Consider the following 23,180-nt stretch of genomic DNA (forward strand, 5'->3'; position numbering starts at 1 on the left):
GCGGGAAACGGCAGGGCCCCGGAGCGAGATCATCGCTCCGGGGCCCTCCCCCGTACCCGGGTTCCCCGCCGGTCCCCCGGGCGTCCGCGGCTACGCCATGTGGCAGGCCACCTCACGGGAGGCGACCGTCCGCAGCAGCGGCCGTTCGGTGCGGCAGATCTCCTGCGCCACGGGGCACCTGGGGTGGAAGGTGCATCCCGGGGGCGGGGCGGCCGGACTCGGCGGATCACCGAGCAGCACGATCCGCTCGCGCCGCCGCTCCGCCGCCGGGTCGGGCAGCGGGACGGCGGACAACAGCGCCCTGGTGTACGGGTGCTGGGGGTTCTCGTAGAGCGACTTCTTGTCGCCCATCTCCACGATCCGGCCGAGGTACATGACGGCGACCCGGTCGCTGACCCGTTTGACGACGGAGAGGTCGTGCGCGATGAACACGTAGGCCAGGCCCAGTTCGGCGCGCAGCCGCTCCATCAGGTTGACGATCTGCGCCTGGACGGAGACGTCGAGCGCCGAGACCGGTTCGTCGGCGATGATCAGCCGGGGGCTGGTGGCGAGCGACCGGGCGATGCCGATGCGCTGCGCCTGGCCGCCGGAGAACTCGTGCGGATAGCGGTCGATGTGCTCCGGGATCAGTCCGACGAGCTCCATCAGCTCGGCGGCCCGGCGGCGGGCGTCCGCCGCGCTCGAACCCTGGACCAGCAGCGGGTCGGAGATGATCCGGGCCACCGTCTGGCGGGGGTTGAGGGAGGAGTGCGGGTCCTGGAAGACCATCTGGAGGCCCGGGCGCAGCGGGCGCAGGGCGCCCTGGGAGAGCCGGCTGATGTCCCTGCCCTCGAACTCCACGCTTCCGGAGGTCGGTTCCAGCAGCCGGACGATCATCCGCCCGGTGGTGGACTTGCCGCAGCCCGACTCCCCCACGAGACCCAGGGTGCGGCCGGCCTCCAGGTCGAAGGAGACTCCGTCGACGGCGCGCACGGGCGCCCCCCGGCGCCCGGTCACGGTCCGCTTGCCGGGGAAGGTCATCGTGAGGTCGCGGACGCTGAGCAGCGGCGGCGGGACCTCGGCGCGGGCCGCCGGGATGCGGGCGGTGCGGGGGCCCGTCGGGTGGGTTGCGGTCATCGGGTCACCTCCCGGACGGCGCCCGCGAAGTGGCAGGCCGTCTCGCGGCCGCCGGCCCCGTAGGGCCTGAGCTCGGGCCGTACGGTCGCGCAGCGCTCGCGGTCCTCCTCGGTGCCCGCGGCGGCCACGGCGCACCGCGGGGCGAAGGCGCACCCCGGGGCCGGGACGAGCAGGGAGGGCGGGGAGCCGGGGATGGCGCGCAGCGGATCGTCGTCGGCATCGTCCAGCCGGGGCAGCGAGTCGAGCAGCCCCCGGGTGTACGGGTGCGCGGGGTCGGCGAACAGGTCGTCGACCGGGGCCTGTTCGGCGGCCCGGCCGCCGTACATGACGAGTACCTCGTGGGCGACGCGGGCGACCACGCCCAGATCGTGGGTGATCATGACGACGCCGAGTCCGCGCTCCTGCTGGAGGCCGGCGATCAGCTCCAGGATCTGCGCCTGCACGGTGACGTCGAGGGCGGTGGTGGGCTCGTCGGCGATGAGCAGGTCCGGTTCGCAGGCCAGGGCCATGGCGATCATCGCGCGCTGGCGCATGCCGCCGGAGAACTGGTGCGGGTACTCCCCCGCCCGGCGGGCGGGTTCGGGGATGCCGACCTCGCCGAGCATGTCCACGGCCCGCCGTTTCGCGGCGGCCCGGCCGGCCCGGAAGTGGACCCGGAAGTGCTCGGCGATCTGCTCCCCGACCGTGTAGTAGGGGTGCAGGCTGGACAGCGGGTCCTGGAAGATCATGGCCATCTTGCGGCCGCGCAGCTTGGAGAGCTCCTTCTCGGACTTGGTGGTCAGCTCCTGTCCGTCGAGGGCGATGGAGCCGCTGATCTCGGCGCCCCGGTGCAGGCCCATGACGGCGAGGGAGGTGACGGACTTGCCGGAACCGGACTCGCCGACGATGCCGAGCGTGCGGCCGGCCTCGACGGTGAAGCCGAGGGAGTCGACGGCGCGCACGGTGCCACGCGGGGTGGTGAACGTGACCTGGAGGTCGCGCACTTGGAGCAAAGGGGCTGCGGGCGCTGCGAATGCAGCGGGTGCTGCGGGTGCTGCGGATGCTTCGGGAGGAGGAGCCATCAATACCTCACCCTCGGGTCGATGACGGCGTACAGGAGGTCGACGGCGAGGTTCGCGACGACGATGAAGAAGGCGGCCAGCAGGGTGACTCCGAGCACCACGGGCTGGTCCGAGCTGACCAGGGCCCCGTAGAACAGCCGCCCGACGCCGGGGAGTCCGAAGATGGACTCGGTGATGACGGCTCCGGCGAGCAGGCCGCCGAGGTCCATTCCGAAGATGGTGAGGATCGGGGTCATCCCGGAGCGCAGTCCGTGCTTGACCACGACGGTGCGTTCGGGCATTCCCTTGGCGCGGGCGGTGCGGATGTACGGCTCGGCCATCGCCTCGATCATCGAACCGCGGCTCTGCCGGGCGTACATGGCGGCGTAGAGCAGGGCGAGCGCGGTCCAGGGCAGGAGCAGGTTGCTCGCCCAGGCGAGCGGGTTGTCGGTGAAGGCCTGGTACGTGGGGTAGGGCAGGAGCCCGGCGATGCGGATGACTCCGTAGATGAGCATCACGGAGGTGAAGTACACGGGCAGGGAGGCGGCGGCGACCGCGCCGACCATGAGGACCTTGTCCGTGGCCGTGTCCTTGCGCAGGGCCGCGGTGACTCCGGCGCCGAGGCCGAGGACGAGCCAGAGGGCGGCCGCGCCGACGGCGAGGGAGGCCGAGACCGGCAGCCGGTCCATCAGCAGGTCCCATACGGGAAGGGAGTTCTCGTACGAGTAGCCCAGGCAGGGGAAGTCGCACTGGACGGCGTACTGGCCGGTGCCGAGGGTGCGTCCGGTGAAGATCCCGGTGAGGAAGTCGCCGAACTGCCGCCACAGCGGCTGGTCCAGGCCGAGGTAGGCGCGTACGTCGGCCAGCCGCTCGGCGCTGCAGGTCTTGCCGCAGGCGGCCGCGGCCGGGTCGGAGGGGAGCACGTAGAAGATGAGGAAGGTGACGGCGGTGATGGCGAGGAGGACGCCGGCGAGGGCGAGCAGCCTGCGCGCGAGGTAGAGGATCACGTCCGGCCGCCCCTCGGGTCGAGGATGTCGCGCAGGGCGTCGCCGAGCAGGGTGAAGGCGAGGACCGCGAGGAAGAGGAAGAGGCTCGGGATGACGAAGTACATGGGGTCGGTCTCGTAGAAGGCCACGGACTCGGCGATCATCTGGCCCCAGGAGGGGGTGGGCGGGCGGACGCCGACGCCGAGGTAGCTGAGCGCGGCCTCGGTGCTGATCATGCCGGGGATGAGCAGGGTGGTGTAGGCGATGACCGGGCCGGAGACCCCCGGGAGGATGTCGCGGGTCAGGATCCGCCAGGAGCTGGAGCCGCCGACGCGGGCGGCGTCCACGTACTCGCGGTGTTTGAGGGAGAGGGCCTGGCCGCGGACGACGCGGGCGACGCCGGGCCAGCCGAAGACGCCGATGACCACGGTCATGAGGACGATGCGGTTGACGTCCTTGGCCACGGACAGCATCGCGATCATGAAGATGAGGGACGGGAAGGACATCGTCAGGTCCATCAGGCGGGACAGGACGGTGTCGGTGCGCCCGCCGAAGTAGCCGGCGGCGATTCCGGCGGCGGTGCCCGCCACGACCACGATGGCGGTGGCGGCGAAGGCGATGAGCAGGGAGACCTGGGCCCCGTTGACGACGCGGGCGAACAGGTCGCGGCCGCTGACGGGTTCCACGCCGAGCCAGTGGTCGGGGCTGATCCCGCCGAAGGAGCCCAGCGGCTGGCCGCCGAGGTACGGGTCGATGGCGGACTTGTCGAACTCGTCGGGGGACCAGCCGCCCAGCGCGCCGAGCCAGGGGGCGGTGGCGGCCATCAGGACGAAGAGGAGGACGACGAAGAGGCTGATGCGGACGGCGGGGCGGCGGCGGAGTTCCCGCCGGGCGAGCTGCCAGGGGCTGCTGCCCGGGGGGATCTCCTTGACCGCCGCCGGGTCCGCCGGGGTGGCGGTGGCGGCGGTCATCTTCAGCCCTGGCCCTGGCTCTTGGCCGGGTCCTTGAGGCCGATGGTGGCGTAGTCGAGCTGGCCGACCCAGACGGGGTGGCCGAAGGCGCCGGCGATGTTGGTGCCGACGAGCAGCGGCTTGCGCTCCAGCAGGAGGGGGATGGCCGGGGACTTCTTCATGATCTCGGCGTCGAGGTCGATCCAGGCCTGGTTGGCCTGCTTGGCGTCGGCCATGGCGTTGATCTCGTCGATCCGCTTCATCGTGGCGTCGTCGCGGAACTGGGCGTTGTTGCCCTGGTTGCCCTTCTCCTTGATGGTGCGTCCGTCGAAGACGAAGGGGATCCAGGTGGAGCCGGAGGGGTAGTCGGGGCACCAGCCGGCGAGCGACATGTCGGGGGTCGTGGAGAGGTCGCCGATGACGTCGTAGTAGGCGCCCGGGTCGACCGTGTCGATGACGACCTCCACGCCGGCCCGGGCCAGGCCCTGCTGGAGGGCCTCCGCCTTGCCCTTGTCGCCGGTGGAGACGGCGAGCGAGACCTTCAGGGTCTCCTTGCCGGCGGCCTTGAGGAGCTCCTTGGCCTTGGCGGGGTCCCCGGCGGGGGCGATCTTGAGGGTGTCGGCCTGCTTGCCGCCGGACATGGCCGGCGGCAGGTAGGCGGTGGCGATCTCGTTGAGGGCGGGGCCACCGCCCGCGGTGATCACGGCCTCCTTGTCCACGGCGTACTGCAGGGCCTCGCGGACCTTGGGATCGTTGAAGGGGGCGCGGGAGTTGTTGAGGTGGAGCATCTCCGTACAGCCCTGGGACTCGGCCAGCAGCCGCGATTTGATCTCGGGCTTGGGCAGCACCTTGGGGGCGCTCTCGGGCCGCATGTCGGACCACTGGACGGAGGAGGCGTCGGCGCCCTCCCCGGCGATGATCCGGTCGTCGATCTGGCCGCCCTTGAGGCCCATGACGACCACGAACTTGTCGGGGTAGGCCTTGCGGACGGTGTCGGTCTTGGCGTCCCAGTGCTCGTTGCGGACCAGGACGAGCTTCTTGTCCCGGTCGTACGACTCGATCTTGTACGGGCCGGAGGAGAACGGGCGGGCGTCGTACTGCGTGCCCTTCTCCTGCGACTCGGGGACCGGGGCGAAGGTGGGGAGGGTCGCGGTCGCGGAGAACTCGGCGACGGGCCGCTTCAGTTCGAAGACGATCGTGCGGTCGTCGGGGGTCTTGACGGAGTCGAGGTGCTTGCCCTGGAGCGGGCCCTTGTAGCCCTCGGTGCCGGCGAGGTACTGGGCCGCGTAGTCGGGGCCGCCGGTGAGGTCGGGGGCCATGGAGCGCTCGACGTTGTACTTGATGTCCTGCGCCTTGATGGGCGATCCGTCCTCGTACTTGAGGCCTTCCTTCAGGGTGAAGGTCCAGGTGCGGCCGCCGTTGGAGGAGGTACCGAGGTCGGTGGCGAGGTCGGGGACGAGCTCGCTGCCCTCCTTGCCCGGCTCGGCCTTGAAGGTGACCAGGGTGCGGTAGAGGAGGCGGGTGCCGAAGTCCATCGTCGGCATGACCCAGTTGCGGGCGGGGTCGAGGTGGGCGAAGTCCTGGTTGGACAGGACGGTGAGGGTGCCTCCCTTGACGGGCGCACCGCCGAGGATCTTGCCGTCGTTGGCGGAGGCGGGGTTGGAGGCGCCCGCACCGGCGGCGGAGCCCTTCTTGGGGTCGGAGCAGCCCGAGGCGCCGAGTGCGAGTGCGGCCACCAGGGCGGTGGCGAGGGCGAGTTGGGTGCGCTTGGTCATGGGTCACTCCAGTGAAGGGCCGCGCTCTATGATGTGACCGGTAACATAGTAATGTGAAATTGTACTGACAAGGGGTTGGACCCCGGTTGCACCCACCGTTATCCAGCCGTGTCCAAATCAGTACGGATGGGCGGGCGTTGGGCATGCAGAACGCCGGGCGCGCCGCTGCGCCGCCCGGCGTCCGGAAGGGGAGGTAAGGGTTCCTAGAGGCCCGTGCCCAGGCGGCCCTTCGTGCGGCCCACCGGTTCGTCGCGGCCCTGGGCCCAGAGGGAGCGGACGTGGCCCAGGTGGCGGGTCATGCAGGCTTCGGCCGCCTCCGCGTCGCCGCTGAGCATCAGGTCCAGGAGCTCGATGTGCTCCTCGGCGGAGGAGACCAGCTTGCCGGCCTCGTCCAGGCCCGTCAGGCCGTACAGCCGGGAGCGCTTGCGCAGGTCGCCGACGGTTTCCACCAGGCGGTCGTTGCCCGAGAGGCCGAGCAGCGTGAGGTGGAAGCGGCGGTCGGCTTCCAGGTACCCGATGAGGTTGTGCTCGCGCGCGCTGGTGACGATCTCCTGCGCGATGGGGCGCAGCGCCTCCAGCGCCTCGGGCGCGGCGATCTTCGTGATCCTGCCGATGGTCGGGACCTCGATCATCGTGCGCAGCTCGGTGTACTGGTCCAGATCGCGCTCGCTGACCTCCGTGATCCGGAAGCCCTTGTTGCGGACCGGCTCCACCAGGCCCTCGCGAGCCAGGTCGAGCATGGCCTCGCGCACCGGGGTGGCCGAGACGCCGAGTTCGGCCGCGAGGCCGGGGGCGGAGTAGACGCTCCCGGGGCGCAGCTCACCCGCTATCAGGGCTGCCCTCAGGGCGTGGCCGACCTGGTCGCGGAGCCGTTCCTGAGCCTTGATGAGACTGTGCTGCTTCAGGTCACCCATTGCATTTCCTCCGAGACCGCTCACACCACTGGCGTGCGGAGGAACAGCGTACAATGTCACGTTGCGCTCGCTCCTCCGTGGACGCCTTTCCCGGCGGCCTCGAACAGTGCGACCGCCACAGCCAGATCTTCCCAGGCCATGCCCACACTCTTGAAGAGCTGTGGACAACTCCCCGCGCCGGCGCCCGGCATCCGGCCCGCGACCAGGTCGGCCAGGGTGCCGCTGATGTGACCGGCGCCGATGGCCCCTTCCGCCTCGGGCACCAGCAGGTCCCCCGCCTCGCGCAGGGCCGCCGCACGCGACTCCACGTACACGGCCGCCCGCCGCACCAGCGCCGTGTCCACCTCGCGGGCGTCCGGCTCGTGCGAGCCGACCGCGACCACGGTGGCGCCCGGCGCGATCAGCCGCCCGTCGAAGAGGGGTTCGCGGGAGGTGGTGCAGCAGATCACCAGGTCGGCGTCGGCCACTTCCGCCGCCGTCCCCGGCCGGGCGGGGACGCCCAGGCCGCGCGCGTGCGCCGCCAGTGCCTCCGCGGCGGCGGCGCCGGCCGCGGACCCCGCACGGGCCACGACCACCACCTCCGCCAGCTGCCGCAGCGCGTGCACCGCTTCGAGGTGCCCGTACGCCTGCGGTCCCGAACCGAAGAGCAGCAGCCGCAGCGGCCGGCCGGCCGGAGCCAGGTGGCGCAGCGCGAGCGCGGAGACCGCGGGCGTGCGCAGGGTGGTCAGCGCCGCCCCGTCGAGCAGGGCGAGGGGGCGCAGGGTGGGGCCGTCCAGGAGGAGGTAGGACCCGGTGATCCGGGGCAGCCCGAGGGCCGGGTTCCCCGGGGCCACCCCGGCGATCTTCACTCCGGCGTAGGCCCCGGTGGCGGCCGGCATGAGCAGCAGCTCCCCGCCGCCCGGCACGGGCAGGGCGCTGCGCGGCGGGCAGGTCTCCGGGTCCAGCCCGGCCCGCAGCGCCTCGGCCAGCGCGTCCGCGGCGGCGGCCGGGGTGAGCAGTCCGGCCATCTCGGCGCCCGACAGCTGGGGGATCACAGCAGGAACCCGGCGCCGAGCGCGTCCTGCGGGTCGACGCTGAAGAGGTGCTCGCCGGTGCGGTACGCCGTACCGGTGACCTCCGTGACCACGCCGTCGGCCACCCGGGCGGCGACCCGGCCGGTGAACACCGTGCCGACGACCGACTCGTGCAGCAGGTCGTCGCCCTCCCCCAGCCTGCCGTCCTCGGCGAGCAGCGCGAGCCGCGCCGAGGTGCCGGAGCCGCAGGGCGAGCGGTCGATCTGCCCGTCGGCGAAGACGGTGACGTTGCGCTGGTGCGGCCCGAAGGGGGTGTCGGGGAGTTCCTCGTAGAGGGTCACCCCGTACACCCCGGAGAGCAGCGGCCCGTCCGGGTGCCAGGTCCCGGGGTGGGTGGCGAGGGCGGCCCGGATCTCCTTCCCGGCCCGCACGAGCGCGGGCAGGGAAGCCAAGGTCACGTCCAGGCCGAGGTCCCGGGCGGCGAGGGAGGCGTAGCAGGCCCCGCCGTGGGCGATGTCCACCTCGGCCATGCCGAGGGTGGTGGCGACGGGCACCTTGCGGGCGGTGGCTCGGGCCGGGACGTTGCGGAAGGTGACCCCGGTGGTGCGGCCCCCCGCTCGGTGCACGGTCGCGGCGACCCGCCCCGAGGGCACGTCGATGCGCACCTGGACGTCCCCGTCGTCCGGGGCGGCGACCCGGCCGGTGTCCACGGCCCAGACGCCCAGCGCCATGGTGCCGTGGCCGCAGGCGGTGGAGTAGCCGTCCTTGTGCCAGAACAGCACCCCGAAGTGGGCCCCGTCGTCGTCGGGCGGAACCACGAAGCCCCCGTACATCCCCGCGTGCCCGCGCGGCTCCTGTACGAGGAGCCGGCGTACGTCGTCCAGCGGGCCGCGCCGGGGGGCCGTGCCCGATCCCCCCGGTCCGATGGCGGTGGCGCAGCGCTCGGCAACGGTGTCCCCGGGCACGGGCAGGGCGCCCCCGGAGGTGAGGTCGACGATGCGGAAGGGCTCGCCGGCGGTGTGGTAGTCCACGGTTCGTACGACGGTCACAGCAGGAACCCTCCGGGGAACGGGTCGGACGGGTCGAGGAAGTACTGGGCGGTGCCGGTGATCCAGGCCCGGCCGGTGACGGTGGGCACGAGCGCCGGGAGGCCGCCCACCGTGGTCTCGCCGACGAGGCGGCCGGTGAACTCGGTGCCGATGAAGGACTCGTTGACGAAGTCCGTGTCCAGGTCCAGGAGTCCGCGGGCGTGCAGCTGCGCCATGCGCGCGCTGGTTCCGGTACCGCAGGGCGAGCGGTCGAACCAGCCGGGGTGAATGGCCATCGCGTGCCGGGAGCGGCGGGCGTCGGAGCCGGGGGCGGCGAGGTAGACGTGCTTGAGCCCGGCGATGGAGGGGTTCTCGGGGTGGACGGGCCGGTCCTCGGAGGCGTTGACCGCCTCCATGACGGCCAGGCCTGCGGCGAGCAGGTCGTCCTTCCGCTCCCGGTCGAAGGGGAGCCCCAGCGCGTCGAGTTCGACGAAGGCGTAGAAGTTGCCGCCGTAGGCCAGGTCGTAGGTGACCGTGCCGTATCCGGGGACCTCGGCCTTGAGGTCGAGGCCGACGCTGAAGGACGGGACGTTGGTGAGGGTGACGGCGGTGGCCGCCCCGTCCTCGACCCGGACGTCGACGCTGACGAGCCCGGCCGGGGTGTCGAGCCGGACGGTGGTGACCGGCTCGACGACGGGCACCATGCCCGTCTCCACCAGGACGGTGGCGACCCCGATGGTGCCGTGCCCGCACATGGGGAGGAGGCCCGACACCTCGATGTAGAGGACGCCGAAGTCGGCGTCGGGGCGGGTCGGGGGCTGCAGGATGGCGCCGCTCATCGCGGAGTGGCCGCGCGGTTCGTACATGAGCAGGGTCCGGATGTGGTCCAGGTGCTCGATGAAGTGGAGCCGCTTGTCGGCCATGGTGGCGCCGGGGATCACCCCGACTCCTCCGGTGATCACCCGGGTGGGCATGCCCTCGGTGTGCGAGTCCACCGCGTGGTAAACGTTTCGGGTGCGCATCAAGTCCCCCTAGGACTTCGGACTGGGTTAGTTGAGGCCCTCGGCGAGTGCCTTCTCGGTGGCGGCGCGGACCCCGGCCTCGATCTCCCCGGTGAGCGGGAAGCGCGGCGGGCGGGTGGGGCCGCCGGGGCGGCCGGCGAGGTCCATGGAGAGCTTGATGGCCTGGACGAACTCGGTCTTGGAGTCCCAGCGCAGCAGGGAGTGCAGGGACTTGTAGAGCGGCAGGGCGGTGTCGAGGTCCCCCGCGACGGCGGCGCGGTAGAGGGTGGAGCAGGCCTGCGGGAGCGCGTTGGGGTAGCCGGCGATCCAGCCGACGGCGCCGGCCAGGGCCAGTTCGAGCAGCACGTCGTCGGCGCCGATCAGCAGGTCGAGACCCGGGGCGAGTTCGGCGATCTCGTAGGCGCGCCGCACGTCCCCGCTGAACTCCTTGACGGCGACGATGGAGCCGTCGGCGTGCAGCCGGGCCAGCAGGGACGGGACCAGGTCCACCTTGGTGTCGATGGGGTTGTTGTACGCGACCACGGGCACACCGGCGCGGGCGACCTCGGCGTAGTGGGCGCGCACGGCGTCCGCGTCGGCCCGGAAGGCGTTCGGCGGCAGCAGGAGCACGGATCCGGCGCCGGCCTCGGCGGCCTGTTCGGCCCAGCGGCGGGATTCGGCGCTGCCGTAGGCGGCGACTCCGGGCATCACGCGGGCGCCGTCGCCGGCGGCCTCGACGGCGGTGCGGACGACGGCGGCGCGCTCCTCGTCGGTGAGGGTCTGGTACTCGCCGAGGGAGCCGTTGGGGACGACGCCGTCGCAGCCGTTGGCGATCAGCCAGGCCACGTGCTCGGCGTACGCGTCGTGGTCGACGCTCAGGTCTTCCCGCAGGGGCAGGGTGGTGGCGACCATGATGCCGTGCCAGGGGCGGGTGCGGGTGTCCGTACCGGCGGGCGCGGGGGTGTGCGCGTAGGTCATGTGAAGGCTCCCTAGAGTGGTGTGTGACATTTTACTAGTGGGTGCGACGTGGCCACAAGAGGTGCGGCCGCCCTGTCGGCGGTCCCGTCAGGGAAGTTCGGGGAGTTCGGGGGGAAGCGCGGCGAGGTGCCGGAGCGGAACCGGGCACGACAGCGGCCTGCGGTCGGGGGCCGGGTCGGTCCCGGCGAGGGCGGCCACGGCCGGACCGCACATCCGGCCCTGGCACCAGCCCATCCCGGCCCGGGTGAGCAGTTTGACCGTACGGGCGTCCCGCGCCCCCAGGTCTTCGACGGCCTCCCGGATCCGCCCCGCCGGAACCTCCTCGCAGCGGCACACGTCGGTGTCCTCGCGCAGCCAGCCGGTCCAGCCCGGGCCCGGCCGGTGCGCCCCGGCCATCGCGGCGGCGAAGGCGCGCAGCCTCGTACGGGTACGCACCAGACGCGCCGGAACCGGCCGGCCGGCCACCGAGTGGGCGGCGATCTCCCCCTCGACCAGGGCGAGTTGCGCCCCTCCGATACCGCCGGTCTCCCCGGCCGACCAGACCCCGGGGACGGAGGTCCGCTGCTCCGCATCGAGCTCCAGGGCCACGGTGGCGTCCGGGCTCGGACGCGTGGCGCAGCCCAGACCGGTGGCCAGCTCCAGCTGGGGCACCAGCCCGTGACCGACGGCCACGGCATCGCAGGGGATGCGGCGGCCGGTGCCCGGGACCGGGCGCCAGTCACGGTCCAGACGTGCCACCGTGACGGCCTCGACCCGGCCCGTGCCGTGGGCCTCGGTGACGGCGTGCCGGGTGAGCAGGCGCACCCCGTGGCGGAGCAGGGCCCCGCCGTACGTGGCGCCTTCGGCGAGCTTGCCGGGGTTGCGGAGCAGGGCGGGGACGTGGGCGGCGTAGCCCGTGTACGCGGCGGCCTCCACCACGGCGGGCACCCGGGCCCCGGCAGCCGCGAGCGAGCCGGCCACGGCGAGCAGCAGCGGCCCGCTCCCGGCGACGACCACACGCCGGCCCGGAAGCACCAGCCCGCCCTTCAGCATGGCCTGAGCCCCGCCGGCCCCGACCACCCCGGGCAGGGTCCAGCCGGGGAAGGGCAGCTGGCGCTCGTAGGCACCGGTGGCGATCAGAACGGCCCGGGCCCGGACCGCGGCGGGGGCCTCATCGGGCCCGACCACCGCGTGCAGGATCCAGACGGAACTCTCCGGGGTCACCGTCCAGACATGGTGCTGCGACAGGTAGGTGATCCGGCCGGCCGCCACATGACCCCGCAGGGCGGCTTCACGCGAGGCGAAGTCGGACCACCCGTGATGCAGGGCCTCGGGGCGGGCCGCGCCGAGCCCGGGCGCGGGGTGGCGGAAGTACTGCCCGCCGGGGCGCTCCCCCGCGTCGAGCAGGGTGACCCGCAGCCCCAGCCCGGCAGCCGCGACCGCGGCGGCGAGACCGGCCGGGCCGGCGCCGACGACGGCGAGGTCAGACGGCGAGGTCGTCATGGCCGGTCCCTTCCTGGGTGGTGACGTGGTCGCCCGGACGGGCGGGTACGAGGCACGCGCGCTGGTTCGGGCGGCCGTTGACGGTGACGAGGCAGTCGTAGCAGCTGCCGATCCCGCAGAACGCTCCGCGGGGGGCACCGGTTTCGCGGGTGGTGCGCCAGGCGAGGATGCCGGCGGACCAGAGGACGGCGGCGATGCTCTGGCCGGCCTGGGCCGGCAGTTCGCGATCGTCGAAGCGGAGGCTCCAGGTCTCTGCGGGGGCGCCGCCCACCAGGTCCCGGGGGGACCTCCGCCGCCCCCTGGTCGCTTCGCTCATCGCTTCCATCCTCCTGAATCCCTCTGACTCTGCACGTCCCGCACCACAGTTGCCCTGCCCTGCCCTGCGGGGCGAAGCCCCCCGCTGCGACCTTTGCCGCTGCGCGGAGCCGTCCCCTACCCACCCTTCCACCGTTCCCCGGGCCAGCCCGGACCCGCGCCTCAAACGCCGGCGAGGCTGGATTTGCGCGCCGAACTCTCTCCGGCTGGCCGGGGCGGGGACGGGGGCGGGGTGGGGTGTTGGCCTGGACGTAGAGCGTGATTTGTGGCGCTAAGGGAAGCCAAAACTGTCGAATGTTGGGGGCAGGGCGCCTAAATCATGCAGTCCAGGCCAACACCCCACCCCGCCCCCGGCACCGACCCACCCGCAGCCAACCCCAGCCCCGCCGGCGTTTGAGGCGACCGGGGACGGAGTCCCCGGCAACGGCGCCGCACCAGACGGCCATCACGGCGGCCCCGCGAACCTCGCCGGAGCGAAGGGCACAGGGTCGAGCGCAGGGACCACCCCCGTCAGCGCCGCAGCGATCAGCACCCCCGTAGCCGGAGCCAGACCGATGCCCGCCCCCTCGTGGCCACAGGCGTGGAACAGCCCCGGGACCCGCGGGTCCGGACCGATCGCCGGCAGATGGTCCGGCAGATAGGGCCGAAACCCGTGGTAGACGCGCAGCACCCGCACGTCCGCCAGGACCGGAAAGAGACCGGCGGCCTGCGCCGCCAGCCGCCGCAGCGCCTCCGTGGACAGCGACCGGTCGAAGCCGACGCGTTCACGCGTGGCCCCGATGAGGACCGGCCCCGCCGGGGTGCCCTCGACCACCGCCGAGGACTGCAGCGCCGCCGACCCGCTGGCGACGTCCGCGATGTAGTCCGCGGCGTAGACCTTGTGCCGCACCACCCTCGGCAGCGGCTCCGTCACCAGGACGAAGCCCCGGCGGGGCAGCACCGGAAGGTCGGCTCCGGCCAGCGCGGCCACCGCCCCGCCCCAGGTGCCGGCGGCGTTGACCACCGCCGGGGCGAGGAGGTCGCGGCGCGCCGTACGGACCCCGCGCAGCTCCCCCGCCGGGCCCCGCAGGAGCTCCGTGACCTCCTCCCCGAGGTGCAGAACGACGCCCGGCGCCGCGGCCAGCAGCCGCGCCGCCGCCTGGGCGGGCTGGACCTGGGCGTCCTGCGGGTAGTGGAAGCCGCCCGCCAGGTCCGGGGCGAGGTAGGGCTCCAGTTCGCGCAGCTCGTCCGGGCCCACCTCGACCGCGTCGACGCCCGCCGCGCGCTGGCCGTCCGCGAAGCCGCGCAGGCCCTTCACGGTGGCTTCCTCCGCGGCGACGACCAGGCCGCCCTTGGCCTCGTACTCGATCTCCGCCGGGAGTTCGAGCGCGAGCTCGCGCCAGAGCCGCGCGGAGAGCAGGGCGAGGTCCAGCTCGGGGCCCGCTTCCTTGTCGGAGACGAGCAGGTTGCCTTCGCCCGCGCCGGTGGTGCCGCCGGCGACCGGGCCGCGGTCGACGACGGCCACGCGCAGTCCGGCGCGCGCCGCGTAGTACGCGCACGCCGCTCCGACGACTCCGGCGCCGATGATCACGAGGTCCAGGGGGTGTCTCTTGGGCACGGCAGTAATATGTCACATATCTCTAGAGGGGGACAGAGGTCGGTCCGGAGGTGTCCGAGGTCAGCCCCGCAGCGGCCCCTCACAGCTGTAACTCGACGTACCGGCAACCCGGTTGGTCCAGATGTCCAGCACGCCGAAGGAGCAGTTCATGTCGGCCAGGTTGTTCGAGGCCGCGCCCGCCCGGTCGAGGATGAAGTAGTCGACCGTCTCGGACATGTCCTTGAAGTTCTGGTCTTCGCTGCGCCAGTCCTTCAGATTCGCCGTGATCCTGCCGGTACAGGTGAACCGGCGCTTGCCCGGCTCGCCGTTCTCCACGCAGTCCGGCGTGTTGTACGTGGCCGTCGCGAAGGTGGCCTTCACGTCCGCGAGCGCCGCGTCGCGCAGCTGCGCGTTCGGGGTGAACGAGGTGTTCGGCACGTACAGCTGGTCGACCTTGGCGATCTGGGCGTCCAGGAACCGGTCGTAGCCGCTCTGGACGGCCGCGTCGCGGCCCATCCGGGTGCGCCAGGCGTCGAAGCCCGCCGGGTCGTTCGCGCGCAGGTGGCCGTACATCTCCCGCAACTCCGAAGGCTGCTCGGTCCACAGGAACTCGAAGAAGGCACCGGAGTACCCGTAGAAGCGGAAGCCGTCCTTGGCGTACGTGGCGTGCAGGAGCTGGTCCACCGTCATGCGGGGGCCGCCGCCGGCCGTGTCGCTGATGATGCTCTTGATCAGGGACTTGCGGACGGCGATGCCGTTGTCGCGGGTCGCGCCGTCGAAGAACTCGGCGGTGCCCTCGTCCATGGCGGTCGTACGGTCGCCCTCGTACCAGGCGCCCTGGCCGAAGGTGCCGGGGACGGCGAAGCGGCCGTTGAGGTAGTGCGTGTACTCGTGACGGAAGAGCTCTTCCAGGGTGAGCTGGGAGTCCTGCGGGACGCGGCGCTGGTAGGTGTAGAAAGTGGCGCCGTTCTCGATGTACATGCCGCCGTTGTCGGTCCCGTAGCCGGTGAGGAGCGGCTGGTAGTTCACGTAGTCGGCGCGGGAGGCGTACAGCACGATGTTCAGGGTGGTGTTGACGTCCCCGGCGAGCGGCTGGTCGGTGCCCACGACCCGGTGGAACTGGGTCCTGACCTGCTTGCTCGCGTAGTAGAGCTGGTCGACGGTGGCCCGGTCGAGGGCGGTGCGGACCTTGATGGCGCCATTGGCCCCGCCGTCGTAGGTGAAGGTGTTCGGGAAGAGCTCCCGCTCGATGTCCTCCTTGCACACCCCGTACGGCTTGCACGCCTGGTAGAAGGTGAGCCAGGAGACGGCCTTCGCCCACGGTTCACTGCCGTCGCCGAAGGCGGCCCTGGCGGGGGCGAGGAGCGCGCCGAGGTCGGCGGTGATCCCGTCCTTCAGGCCCGCGATCTGGCCGAAGCGGCCGAACTCGGCGATGGCGTCGCGCGCGACCCAGGCGTTCGCGGTGCCCTTGAGGTGGGCGTACGTCGCGAAGTTCCTGAAGGCGGCGCGGTACGGGGCGTCGGCAGCGGCCGCCGCGTGGAACGCGGTGTCGTTGTTGTGCACGCCGAGGTAGTTGACGGAGAGCGCGGCGAGCACCGCGCCGGCCCAGGCGGTGTCCAGGTTCGTCGCGGTGTGCGCGGGGTCCATGGTGGCCAGGACGTTTCCGATCAGGCCGAGCTGGTGGTGGCGCAGGCCGGGGGCGCTGCCGGCGTAGAGGGCCTCGCGCAGGGTGCGGGCGTTGGAGCCGGTGACGTCGAAGGTGCGGGCGGCGCCCGCGAAGGCGGCGATGGCCTGGCGCATGGCCTCGACGGTCGGGGCGTCGGTGACGTCGATCTCGGCGCGGGAGTGGTCGTGGTAGGCCACGGCATGCAGGTAGGTGAACATCTCCTCCAGGTGCGAGGAGTTCAGGCCGTCATGGGAGGCGGCCAGACCGGATATCCGGCGGGAGACGGCCTGCACGTGGGCGTCCGACATGACGGGGGCCAGGCGGGCGTCCCAGGTCCAGATCAGACCCGAGAGGCAGCCGCCCTTGGCCGCGGTGACGGCCGGGTCGGCGAGGAAGTCGGCGAACTGCTCCGGGGTGAGCCCGGTGATCCCGTCGAGGGTGCAGGGGACGCCCGTGGCGGTGCCCTGGGCGGAGGCGGCGAGCCTGCCGCTCTTCGGGGCGGTCAGGGCGCTGGACGCGGGCGCCGTCACGGCGCCGGGTACCTTGCCCTCGGCGACGGTCCCGCTGCCCGGGGCCTGGCCGCCGGGGGCCGGGGCGGGCGCGGGGGCGTCCTGCCGTGCGTCGGCGAGGTGCTCGACCTCGTCGAACGGGTTCGCACCGGCCTCGGCGCCCGGAGCGCCCCCCGCGAAGGTGCCGGGCGCGGTGACACCCGGGGCGTCGGCGCGGGCGCCGGTCTCGGCCGCCCGGGTCACGGCCTGGCCCGCGGTGGCGAGGAGGGCGACCGCGACGGCGGCGGAGAGGAGGGACGTGCGCACGACTCTGTGCTGGGACACCAAGAACTCCTGGCTGGGAGGGGCGGTGGGGGAAAGGTGCGGAACTGCCCTGCTTGCGGAGCTGCCCTGCTTGCGGAACCGCCCTGCCCGCGGAAGCGCCGGCTTGCGAACTGCCCTGCTTCACACGGCGTTTGGCGGGGATTAACGGGGCGCGATGTGAGCTGTAACATAGTAATGTGAAATTGCACTGACAAGACCTGTGCGCCCACCAGTTCGCATCTTCTTGAGGGAGCCCCTGTGACCGACACCCCCTCCCGCCCCACCTCCGGGCTCAACATCGGCAGCCACGACCTGCCCGTATCAGCCGAGTTGTCCCGCTTCATGGCGTCGGACTGGGCGGCCTCCCCCCTGCCGGACGCCGCACGCGTCCCCGCGTACGCCGTCACCCCCGCCCGCCGCGCACGCCTCTCCGCCCGCTTCCCCGGGGAGCGGCTGATCATCCCCGCGGGAGAGCTGAAGGTCCGCAGCCACGACTGCGACTACCGCTTCCGCCCGCACAGCGCGTACGCCTGGCTGACCGGGCTCACCGGCGAGGACCAGGTCGGCCACGTCCTGGTCCTGGAGCCGGCCGGCCCGCACGGGCACGAGGCCGTCCTCTACCTGCGCCCGCGCTCACCGCGCACCGGCGGCAACGAGGAGTTCTACCGCGACCGCCGCTACGGGGAGTTCTGGGTCGGCCGCCGCCCCGACCTCGCGGAGGCGGAGCGCCTCTCCGGCATCCGCTGCGCCCACCTGGACGCCCTGGGCTCCCCCTCGGGGCGCAACGCCGCCGCGGACCCGGAGCTCGCCGTCGCCCTCTCCGAACTGCGCCTGGTCAAGGACGCCTGGGAGGTGGCCGAGCTGCAGCTCGCCGTCGACCACACCACCGCCGGGTTCGAGGACGTCGTACGGGAGCTCCCGTACGCGCTGGCGCACCCGCGCGGCGAGCGCTGGATCGAGGGGGTCTTCAACCGCCGCGCCCGCGCCGAGGGCAACGGAACGGGCTACGAGACGATCGCCGCGTCGGGCGCGCACGCCTGCGTACTGCACTGGATCCGCAACGACGGCCGGCTGAACGCGAGCGACCTGCTCCTGATGGACGCGGGCGTGGAGACCGACGGCCTCTACACGGCGGACGTCACCCGCACCCTCCCGCTGTCGGGCCGGTTCTCCCCCGTCCAGCGGCAGGTGTACGAGCTGGTGCTGGCCGCGCAGGACGCGGGCATGGCTGCGCTGCGGCCGGGCGCGAGCTTCCGCGACTTCCACCGGGCCGGGATGCGGGTGATCGCGGAGGGGCTCGCGGAGTGGGGGGTGCTCAAGAACGCCGAGGGCGATCTGCACCGGCGCTACACCCTGTGCAGCAGCGGGCACATGCTCGGGCTCGACGTGCACGACTGCGCCCAGGCACGCGCGGACACGTACCTGGACGGGATCCTGGAGGAGGGCCAGGTGCTCACCGTGGAGCCGGGGCTCTACCTCCAGCCCGACGACGAGACCCTTCCGCCGGAGCTGCGCGGCATCGGCGTCCGCATCGAGGACGACCTGGTGATCACGGCCGAGGGCGCCCGGCTGATGTCGGGCGCCCTGCCGCGCACGGTGGCGGGCATCGAGGAGTGGATGGGGAACCTGCTGGAGGACGGCCGCCGGTAGCCGGCCGCGGAACGGGGCGGGCCCCCCGGTCCCGGTGCGCCGGGGCCGGGGCGGTCAGTCAGTTGTTCCAGTTCCCGTTGCGGTAACCGCCGCCGTCGCTCCGGCCGCTGTCGCCGCCGCCGTCACGCCAGTTGTTGCCGCTGTCGTGGTTCCAGTTGCCGTTGTCGCGGTCGTGGTTCCAGCTGTCGTTGTCGTTCCAGTTGTCGTGCCGGTTGTCGTTCCGGCTGTCGTTCCGGCTGTCGTGCCAGTTGTCGTTGCTCCAGTTGCTGTTGTCCCAGTTGCTGTTCCAACTGTCGTTGCCCCAGTCGTTGTTGTCCCAGCACCAGCTGGGGCGGTCCCCGCGCGAGGTGTCGCAGCAGTTGCGCCACCAGTCGTCCCCGCGCCAGTCGCTGCCGCGCCAGTTGGAACACCGGTCGTACGTCTGCGGAAGACTCGTGGCAAAGGCACTGCTCACGGGCATCAGGCCGAGCGTGATCCCGGCGGCCCCTGTCACGGCTGCCGCAATGAACCCACGGCGCATCGTCATACACCTCCGAGAGGAAGGGTGAATACTACGGATTTCTCCGTTTATGAGGCATTTACACCCTCTCTCCTCCCCTGCCCACTGTCAAAGGCACCGGCAGGACACCCCCGCTCACCAGCGAAAAGGCCTACGGGAGCACCGCCAGCCCGTCCAGTTCGACGAGCGCCTCCTCGTCCCACAGCCGGACCACGCCCACGACCGCCATCGCCGGATACTCCCGGCCGGCCAACCGCCGCCAGATCCGGCCCAGTTCGGGGGCGCAGGCCCGGTAGTCGGCCACGTCCACGGCATAGACGGTGACCCGTGCCAGATCGGCCGGCGCACCGCCCGCCCCGGCCAGTGCGGCCAGCAGGTTCGTCAGCGCCTGCTCGAACTGCTGCGGCAGCGTCGCTCCCACCACCTTCCCCGCGCCGTCGAGCGCGGTCTGCCCGGCCAGGAACACCAGCCGGCCCCCGCTCGCGACGACGGCGTGCGAGAAGCCCGTCGCCGGGGACAGCTCCTCCGGGTTGATCCGCTCCAGGCTCACGCCTCCCCCACCCCCTGCGCTTCCCGCAGCTCCCGCGTCTCGCGCGCTTCCGGCAGCTCCCGCGGCTCCCGCATCTCGCGTGCCTCCCGGTAGAGCTCCTTGGCGATGATCGTGCGCTGCACCTCGCTCGCCCCCTCGTAGATCCTCGGCGCCCGCACCTCCCGGTACAGGTGTTCCAGCAGGTGGCCCCGGCGCAGCGCGGCCGCCCCGTGCAGCTGTACCGCGTGGTCGACGACGTACTGGGCCGTCTCGGTGGCCAGCAGCTTCGCCATGGCCGCCCGCCTCGGCACCTGCGGGGAGCGCGCGTCCGCGTCGTAGGCCTCCGCCGCCGCGTAGACGAGGAGCCGGGCCGCCTCGGTCCGGGTGGCCATCTCGGCGACCCGGTGCGCCACGGCCTGGAGGTCGCCCAGCACCCCGCCGAAGGCCGTACGGGCGGCCGTGTGGGCCACCGTGGCGTCCAGGGCGGCCCTGGCCATGCCGACGGCGAAGGCGCCCACGCTGGGGCGGAAGAGGTTCAGGGTGTCCATGGCCACCCGGAAGCCCCGGCCCGGCTCCCCCAGCAGGTCGGCGGGGCCCACCGGGACCCCGTCGAAGGCGAGCGCGCCGATGGGGTGCGGGGAGAGCATGTCGAGGGGCTCCCCCGAGAGCCCCGGCCGGTCCGCCGGGACCAGGAAGGCGCTGACCCCCCGGGCTCCCGGGCCCTCGCCGGTGCGGGCGAAGACGGTGTAGAAGTCGGCCTCGGGCGCATTGGAGATCCAGCACTTCTCCCCGCTGAGCCGCCAGCCGCCGCCCCCGACACCACCGCCCCGACCGTCGGGCGCCGCTTCGAGCGCCAGCGCCCCCGCGTCCGATCCGGCCCCCGGCTCGCTCAGCGCGAAGGCCGCCACCGTGCGCCCGGCCCGCACCCCGGGCAGCCAGCGCTCGCGCTGGGCCTCGCTGCCCGAGCGCAGCACCGGGTACGCGCCGAGCCCCTGGAGGGCGAGGGCCGTCTCCGCCTCCGTACAGCCGTAGGCAAGGGACTCGCGCAGCAGGCACAGGTCCAGCGCGCCCGAGGTGAACACCCGGTCGAGCAGCCCCGCTTCGCCCAGTGCGGCCAGCAGCGGCCGGTTGACCCGGCCCGGTTCCCCCTTCTCCGCGAGCGGCCGCAGCCGCTCCGCCGCCAGTGCGCGCAGCCGCGCGCACCACTCCTCCTGGTCCGCCCCGAGCGCGAATCCCGTGAATCGGGTCATCCGTATGCCCCAGCCTCTATCGCGTCCTGTTGACTCCCGTCACCATGACGATACGCTCGTGCTGCGTTCGCACGGCCCGGCTCTTCCACTTCGGTCCACAGTCCATACGCAGGGTCCGGCCCCCACCCGGGGCGCGGGCCGTCGCAAGGGGGCGAACCCGCCTTGGAGCTCAAGCCTTCCGCTCACCGAGACACCTTCGCGCGCGACCACCTGCCGCCCGCGCACGCCTGGCCGCGGCTCCTCTTCGAACTCCCCGGGCTGGCCTACCCCGACCGGCTCAACTGCGGTGTCGAGCTGCTCGACACCACCATCGCCCGGCTGGGCCCCGACCGCCCCGCCTTCCGCTGCGCGGACGGCACGGTGTGGACGTACGGGGAGCTGCACGCCCGGGTGGACCGGCTCGCGCACGTGCTCACCACCGACCTCGGCGTGGTCCCCGGCAACCGCGTGCTCCTGCGCGGCGCGACCGGGCCCTGGCTCGCCGCGTGCTGGCTGGCGGTGATGAAGGCGGGCGCCGTGGCCGTCACCGTCCTGGCCCAGCAGCGTGCGCAGGAGCTGGCCACGGTGTGCTCGATGGCCCGGGTGAGCCACGCCCTGTGCCAGGCGGAGGTGGTGGACGACCTGGTGAAGGCGGGGGTGCCGGGCTTGCGGATCACCGCGTACGGCGGCGCGGAGCCGGACGACCTGCTGCGCCTGGCGGAGCGGCATGCCGAACCCTTCCCGGCGGTGGAGACCTCCGCCGACGACGTGGCGCTGATCGCCTTCACCTCGGGTACGACCGGGCGCCCCAAGGGGTGCATGCACTTCCACCGCGATCTGCTCGCGGTGGCGGACACCTTCTCTCAAGAGGTGCTGCGCCCCCGTCCCGAGGACGTCTTCGCGGGCAGTCCGCCGCTCGGCTTCACCTTCGGCCTGGGCGGGCTGGTGGTCTTCCCGCTGCGGGCCGGTGCCTCGGCGCTGCTGCTGGCCGACGGCTCCCCGCGCCGGCTGCTGCCCGCGCTGGCCGAGCACCGGGTGTCGGTGCTGTTCACCGCGCCCACCGCGTACCGGTCGATGCTGGACACCCTGGGCCCGTACGACACGGGCGCCTACGACCTGTCCGCGCTGCGCCGCTGCGTCTCGGCGGGCGAGAACCTGCCGGCCGCCACCTGGCAGGCCTGGTACGAGCGCACCGGCCTGCGGATCATCAACGGGATCGGCGCCACCGAGCTGCTGCACATCTTCATCTCGGCGGCCGACGAGGACATCCGGCCCGGCACGACCGGCCGGGTGGTGCCGGGCTGGGAGGCCCGGGTGGTGGACGCGGCGGGGCTGCCGGTCGCGGACGAGGTGCCCGGGCTGCTGGCCGTACGGGGGCCGGTGGGCTGCCGCTACCTGGCGGACCCGCGGCAGGGCGAGTACGTACGGGACGGCTGGAACCTCACGGGCGACACCTACGTCCGCGACGCGGAGGGCTACTTCCGCTACGTGGCCCGGGCCGACGACATGATCATCTCGGCGGGGTACAACATCGCGGGACCCGAGGTCGAGGAGGCCCTGCTGCGCCATCCCGACGTGCTGGAGGTGGCCGTGGTCGGCCGCCCGGACGAGCGGCGCGGGCAGGTCGTGGTCGCGTACGCGGTCCTCCGGGAGGGCGCGGTGCTGACCGAGGACGCCCTGCGCACCTTCATGCGGACCGAGCTCGCCCCGCACAAATGCCCGCGCACCTTCGTCTTCCTGCCCGCCCTGCCCCGGACGGCGACGGGCAAGCTGCAACGCTTCCGGCTGCGCGATCAAGAAGAGCATTTAGAGTGAAGCCGTGGTCGAGCAGCACACCCCGCGATCCCTGATCGTCACGTTCTACGGCGCCTACGGGCGGGCCTTCCCCGGCCCGGTCCCGGTGTCCGCCCTGGTCCGCCTGCTGGGCGCGGCCGGTGTGGACGCGCCGTCCGTCCGCTCGTCGGTGTCCCGGCTGAAGCGGCGCGGCTTCCTGCTGCCCGCGCGGACCGGGGACCGCGCGGCCGGGTACGAACTGTCCGGGGAGGCGCACCGGCTCCTGGAGGACGGCGACCGCCGGATCTACGGAGCCGCCCGCCCGGCCGAGTCCCAGGACTGGCTGCTGGCCGTCTTCTCCGTCCCGGAGCAGGAGCGGGCGAAGCGGCACCTGCTGCGCTCCCGGCTCGCCGGGCTCGGCTTCGGCGCGGTGGCGCCCGGCGTGTGGATCGCCCCGGCGCAGTGGGACGGGGAGGCCCGCCGCACCCTGGAGCGGCTGCACCTGACGGCGTACGTGGAGCTGTTCCGCGGCGCCCACCTGGGCTTCGCCCCGACGGCCGAGGCGGTGGCCCGCTGGTGGGACCTGGCGGCGCTGGCCAAGCAGCACGAGGAGTTCCTCGACCTCCACGAGCCCGTCCTGCGCGCCCTGCAGACGGGCACGGCCGACCCCACCCCGGAGGCCGCCTACCGCGGCTACCTCCTCGCCCTGGACACCTGGCGCCGCCTCCCGTACGCCGACCCGGGCCTGCCGCGCACCCTGCTCCCCGCGGACTGGCCCGGCGACCGCTCGGCAGCGGTCTTCGCGGAGCTCCACGAGCGGCTGCGGGACCTGGGGGCGGGGTTCGTGG

The 23,180-nt window shown here is 73.0% G+C and carries 20 protein-coding genes; 3 read left to right on the top strand and 17 right to left on the bottom strand.

The window, feature by feature from the left end:
• Positions 1-90: 90 nt before the first annotated feature.
• From ACFWNV_RS02145 to ACFWNV_RS02210, 14 genes are all read right to left on the bottom strand, one after another.
• Complete coding sequence (locus ACFWNV_RS02145; protein WP_383939093.1) at positions 91-1,116, bottom strand: ABC transporter ATP-binding protein; 1,026 nt, start codon at positions 1,114-1,116, stop codon at positions 91-93.
• Entirely contained in the window at positions 1,113-2,177 is a 1,065-nt protein-coding gene (locus tag ACFWNV_RS02150) for an ABC transporter ATP-binding protein (protein WP_383939096.1), read from the bottom strand. Before ACFWNV_RS02150 ends, ACFWNV_RS02145 begins: the two co-directional genes overlap by 4 nt.
• Entirely contained in the window at positions 2,177-3,163 is a 987-nt protein-coding gene (locus ACFWNV_RS02155) for an ABC transporter permease (protein ID WP_383939099.1), read from the bottom strand. The genes ACFWNV_RS02150 and ACFWNV_RS02155 overlap by 1 nt, the downstream gene beginning before the upstream one ends.
• Positions 3,160-4,113, bottom strand: coding sequence for an ABC transporter permease (locus tag ACFWNV_RS02160; protein ID WP_383939102.1), 954 nt, complete (start codon positions 4,111-4,113; stop codon positions 3,160-3,162). Before ACFWNV_RS02160 ends, ACFWNV_RS02155 begins: the two co-directional genes overlap by 4 nt.
• 2 nt (positions 4,114-4,115) lie before the next feature.
• Positions 4,116-5,867 carry an ABC transporter substrate-binding protein gene (locus tag ACFWNV_RS02165; RefSeq protein WP_383939105.1) on the bottom strand — a complete coding sequence of 584 codons (1,752 nt, stop codon included), beginning with the start codon at positions 5,865-5,867 and terminating at the stop codon, positions 4,116-4,118.
• 203 nt (positions 5,868-6,070) lie between these two features.
• Positions 6,071-6,781 carry a GntR family transcriptional regulator gene (locus tag ACFWNV_RS02170; protein WP_383939108.1) on the bottom strand — a complete coding sequence of 237 codons (711 nt, stop codon included), beginning with the start codon at positions 6,779-6,781 and terminating at the stop codon, positions 6,071-6,073.
• A gap of 56 nt (positions 6,782-6,837) precedes the next feature.
• Complete coding sequence (locus tag ACFWNV_RS02175) at positions 6,838-7,788, bottom strand: ornithine cyclodeaminase family protein (protein ID WP_383939155.1); 951 nt, start codon at positions 7,786-7,788, stop codon at positions 6,838-6,840.
• A 23-nt stretch (positions 7,789-7,811) separates the two neighbouring features.
• Positions 7,812-8,843 (bottom strand): proline racemase family protein, encoded by a 1,032-nt coding sequence (locus ACFWNV_RS02180; RefSeq protein WP_383939110.1) that lies wholly within the window; start codon positions 8,841-8,843, stop codon positions 7,812-7,814.
• The gene (locus ACFWNV_RS02185; RefSeq protein WP_383939113.1) at positions 8,840-9,844 is read right to left on the bottom strand and encodes a proline racemase family protein; all 1,005 of its coding nucleotides are present in this window, start codon (positions 9,842-9,844) and stop codon (positions 8,840-8,842) included. Before ACFWNV_RS02185 ends, ACFWNV_RS02180 begins: the two co-directional genes overlap by 4 nt.
• Before the next feature lie 27 nt (positions 9,845-9,871).
• Entirely contained in the window at positions 9,872-10,801 is a 930-nt protein-coding gene (locus ACFWNV_RS02190) for a dihydrodipicolinate synthase family protein (RefSeq protein WP_383939116.1), read from the bottom strand.
• An 87-nt stretch (positions 10,802-10,888) separates the two neighbouring features.
• Complete coding sequence (locus ACFWNV_RS02195) at positions 10,889-12,283, bottom strand: NAD(P)/FAD-dependent oxidoreductase (RefSeq protein ID WP_383939119.1); 1,395 nt, start codon at positions 12,281-12,283, stop codon at positions 10,889-10,891.
• Positions 12,264-12,599 carry a (2Fe-2S)-binding protein gene (locus ACFWNV_RS02200; RefSeq protein WP_383939121.1) on the bottom strand — a complete coding sequence of 112 codons (336 nt, stop codon included), beginning with the start codon at positions 12,597-12,599 and terminating at the stop codon, positions 12,264-12,266. The genes ACFWNV_RS02195 and ACFWNV_RS02200 overlap by 20 nt, the downstream gene beginning before the upstream one ends.
• A 444-nt stretch (positions 12,600-13,043) precedes the next feature.
• On the bottom strand, positions 13,044-14,195 hold the full coding sequence (locus ACFWNV_RS02205; RefSeq protein WP_383939124.1) for an NAD(P)/FAD-dependent oxidoreductase: 1,152 nt from the start codon (positions 14,193-14,195) through the stop codon (positions 13,044-13,046).
• Between the two features lie 60 nt (positions 14,196-14,255).
• Complete coding sequence (locus ACFWNV_RS02210) at positions 14,256-16,673, bottom strand: collagenase (protein ID WP_383939127.1); 2,418 nt, start codon at positions 16,671-16,673, stop codon at positions 14,256-14,258.
• A 237-nt stretch (positions 16,674-16,910) separates the two neighbouring features.
• Here ACFWNV_RS02210 and ACFWNV_RS02215 point away from each other — a divergent pair, with 237 nt between their 5' ends.
• Positions 16,911-18,302, top strand: coding sequence for an aminopeptidase P family protein (locus ACFWNV_RS02215; protein WP_383939130.1), 1,392 nt, complete (start codon positions 16,911-16,913; stop codon positions 18,300-18,302).
• Between the two features lie 58 nt (positions 18,303-18,360).
• On the opposite strand, the gene ACFWNV_RS02220 is transcribed toward ACFWNV_RS02215, so the two are convergent.
• The 3 genes from ACFWNV_RS02220 to ACFWNV_RS02230 form a co-directional block, all read right to left on the bottom strand.
• The gene (locus ACFWNV_RS02220; protein ID WP_383939133.1) at positions 18,361-18,762 is read right to left on the bottom strand and encodes a hypothetical protein; all 402 of its coding nucleotides are present in this window, start codon (positions 18,760-18,762) and stop codon (positions 18,361-18,363) included.
• Positions 18,763-18,952: 190 nt separating this feature from the next.
• Positions 18,953-19,351: a RidA family protein gene (locus ACFWNV_RS02225; RefSeq protein ID WP_383939135.1), complete on the bottom strand. Its 399-nt coding sequence runs from the start codon at positions 19,349-19,351 to the stop codon at positions 18,953-18,955.
• Complete coding sequence (locus ACFWNV_RS02230; RefSeq protein ID WP_383939138.1) at positions 19,348-20,580, bottom strand: acyl-CoA dehydrogenase family protein; 1,233 nt, start codon at positions 20,578-20,580, stop codon at positions 19,348-19,350. The genes ACFWNV_RS02225 and ACFWNV_RS02230 overlap by 4 nt, the downstream gene beginning before the upstream one ends.
• Positions 20,581-20,742: 162 nt before the next feature.
• On the opposite strand from ACFWNV_RS02230, the gene ACFWNV_RS02235 reads away from it, so the two are divergent.
• Positions 20,743-22,374: an AMP-binding protein gene (locus ACFWNV_RS02235; RefSeq protein WP_383939140.1), complete on the top strand. Its 1,632-nt coding sequence runs from the start codon at positions 20,743-20,745 to the stop codon at positions 22,372-22,374.
• 4 nt (positions 22,375-22,378) lie between these two features.
• Positions 22,379-23,180: PaaX family transcriptional regulator C-terminal domain-containing protein (locus tag ACFWNV_RS02240; RefSeq protein ID WP_383939143.1), on the top strand; the 802-nt coding region annotated here is incomplete at its 3' end.

It is taken from the genome of Streptomyces sp. NPDC058401, assembly GCF_042722885.1.
In the GTDB taxonomy this organism is placed as follows: domain Bacteria; phylum Actinomycetota; class Actinomycetes; order Streptomycetales; family Streptomycetaceae; genus Streptomyces.